Source organism: Neobacillus cucumis, from assembly GCF_002860255.1.
Taxonomy (GTDB): Bacteria; Bacillota; Bacilli; order Bacillales; family Cytobacillaceae; genus Neobacillus; species Neobacillus cucumis_A.
Genome location: NZ_PGVE01000003.1, coordinates 1 through 2,523 on the forward strand (window position 1 = coordinate 1; position 2,523 = coordinate 2,523).

The 2,523-nt window shown below is 39.9% G+C and carries 5 protein-coding genes and 1 pseudogene; 4 read left to right on the top strand and 2 right to left on the bottom strand.

What is annotated here, in order from left to right; translation table 11 throughout:
• Window positions 1-152: pseudogene (locus tag CVD27_RS28550) on the bottom strand (MFS transporter); the annotation flags it as partial.
• Window positions 153-487: 335 nt separating this feature from the next.
• On the opposite strand from CVD27_RS28550, the gene CVD27_RS00190 reads away from it, so the two are divergent.
• The 4 genes from CVD27_RS00190 (at window position 488) to yugI (ending at window position 2,199) form a co-directional block, all read left to right on the top strand.
• Window positions 488-1,075: a peptidylprolyl isomerase gene (locus CVD27_RS00190; protein ID WP_101645902.1), complete on the top strand. Its 588-nt coding sequence runs from the start codon at window positions 488-490 to the stop codon at window positions 1,073-1,075.
• A 29-nt stretch (window positions 1,076-1,104) separates the two neighbouring features.
• On the top strand, window positions 1,105-1,326 hold the full coding sequence (locus CVD27_RS00195; RefSeq protein ID WP_029054406.1) for a hypothetical protein: 222 nt from the start codon (window positions 1,105-1,107) through the stop codon (window positions 1,324-1,326).
• Between the two features lie 114 nt (window positions 1,327-1,440).
• Window positions 1,441-1,707: a DUF1871 family protein gene (locus tag CVD27_RS00200; protein WP_085131422.1), complete on the top strand. Its 267-nt coding sequence runs from the start codon at window positions 1,441-1,443 to the stop codon at window positions 1,705-1,707.
• Window positions 1,708-1,824: 117 nt separating this feature from the next.
• Window positions 1,825-2,199, top strand: coding sequence for a S1 domain-containing post-transcriptional regulator GSP13 (gene yugI, locus CVD27_RS00205; RefSeq protein WP_029054404.1), 375 nt, complete (start codon window positions 1,825-1,827; stop codon window positions 2,197-2,199).
• Window positions 2,200-2,398: 199 nt separating this feature from the next.
• On the opposite strand, the gene CVD27_RS00210 is transcribed toward yugI, so the two are convergent.
• The coding region (locus CVD27_RS00210) for a helix-turn-helix domain-containing protein (protein WP_142384055.1) at window positions 2,399-2,523 on the bottom strand (125 nt) is incomplete at its 5' end.

Consider the following 2,523-nt stretch of genomic DNA (forward strand, 5'->3'; position numbering starts at 1 on the left):
ATCAATCCTGCCCACTTCTGGACATACGCGTCAGAATAATCCCCAAACGTTTCAATATATAACGACAGGAACGGCATAATCATCGTCATCGTACCTGCTACAAGAAAGTTCGTGACCCAGATGATAATGAAATTTTTCTTATGTCGACTCAACGTTGAACCGCCTTCCTCCTGTAATGCTTAGATAATATTCAGTATAAAACAATTCGGCAGTCGAAGGAAACATAGTGCTTACATCAAACGTGAATAGAGCGGATGGCGCGGCCCATTGAGCGGTTACGCGAAATAATGAGCGATACTCGCATTGCTACTACGGGTAAACCAACATTGTCCTTTCCCACTAGTACGCTTTTTCTCACCACACTACACATTGTCAACTAACTGTCACAGTTACAATCATCGAATTTTGCCATCATCTATGATAGACTGTTTTCATATACAAAACACGCACCAAAATGAACAAGCACGCAAATTTGAGGAGGAATATCATGTATCCACAACTATCGACTGAAGTAGCAGAAAACGAAGCACTAGTAACGATGAACACAACAATGGGGCCAATCAAAATAAAGCTTTTTAAAGAGCAAGTTCCAAAAACAGTTGAAAACTTCTTGACGCACGCAGAAAATGGCTATTACGACGGTATTATTTTCCACCGCGTTATTCCTGAATTCATGATTCAAGGTGGAGATCCAACTGGAACAGGAATGGGCGGAGAAAGTATCTACGGCAACACATTCCAAGATGAGTTTACGATGGATCTATTCAACTTGCGTGGCGCACTATCTATGGCAAACGCTGGACCAAACACAAACGGTAGCCAGTTCTTCATCGTACAGGCTTCTTCAGCAAACGCTTCAGCATCACAATTGAAACAGGGTGGATGGCCTGAAGAAATCGCAGATGCATATGAAGAAAACGGTGGAACACCACACTTAGATCAGAAGCACACTGTATTTGGTCAAGTGTTAGAAGGAATGGACGTTGTCGACAACATTGCCAATGCAAAAACTAACCGCGATAATAAGCCAAACGAAGAAATTAAAATTGAATCAATCGAAATTATCCAAAAGTAATCGGATTTGATTCGTAGGGGGAAACTAGCATGGACTTCGTTCTATTAATGCCGTTTCTTTATTTTCCTGAAGATAAATCAGAATACATCCCAGCAGCAATCTCTTTCGTCATCTTCATGACGCTCATGCTGTTCGTATTTCGTTGGATTATTAAGAAATCCAAACGGCAGGAAGAGGAAACGAAAGAGCTGGAACAACGTATTTTAAAAGAACGACAACAACATAAAAATGCAGGACATCCCATCGATTGATTGGGATGTTCTTTTTTTATCCATCGGTCTCGTAAACTGCCAAAATATCTCTAACTGTTCTCTTACTAGCTGTTGTGCTATCATTAAAAGAAAATACAAATCAGGTGACGAATCATGCAAACCATTGAAATGAATAAAAAAGCAGTCTCACTTCTTAAACAATGGGATCCATTCCAAGAAGGGGAATATGCATATAATGTGGAAATCACTGAAATAGTGAAGGAACTTCATTGTGTAGATCATCCAGCAGACTTGGCTAAGTATATTCGTGATGTCTATGAGCACACCCATGAAATTTGGATACCTTTAGAGAATTGTATGGACATATCCTATAAATTGATTGCTGTTAAATATGAAGCCAAATCCATCGTTCAATATTAACTATTCGACGCCATCTTTTCGGATGGCTCTTTTTTGTTCAAAACTTTGAAATATGGTATACTATGAAACGGCCTTAGTGGCAGACTAGATACTACTTTAGATTGGGAGCTGTTTTGCATGTCTCACAAATTTGCAGTAGGAGATGAGCTGACCGGAAAAGTTACCGGAATACAGCCGTACGGTGCGTTTGTGGCGCTGGATGCTTCAACGCAAGGTTTAGTGCACATCTCTGAAATCACGTATGGATTCGTTAAAGATATTCATGAATTTTTGGAAGTTGGGCAAGAAGTTCACGTCAAAGTATTGGATGTGGATGAAGGAGCTAGTAAAATTAGTTTGTCGATCCGTGCATTACAGGAGCCACCAAGTTCTTACCTGAATCACTCCCGTTCTCGTCAATCATTGCAAGAACGTGTAGATCAGCAAGATGCAGATGGCTTTAATTCACTGAAAGATAAACTACAGGGCTGGATTGAACAATCCGGACGTTAATAAAAGGACTGTCGCAGAAGTGGTTATGACTTCTGCGACAGTCCTTTTTTGCTTTTAAAATAGACATACTGTCGTTTAATCTCTAAGGTATTGGGAGATTGCTTTTTGCTTGTACTTCTAGGTTTTATCGTAGTTTTTAGAAGCTGAAACGTTGAATGGATGGCAACTATCAGAAGATCAACAGAGTTTTACCATGTACTCATTCCTTCATCTTTCTTAACCGGTATTGTAAGTTCTGTCTACTCATGCCAAGAGAGCTGGCGGTTTTCGTAATGTTGTGATCATGCAACTTCATGGCTTTTTGAAGATAATATCTTTCGGCTT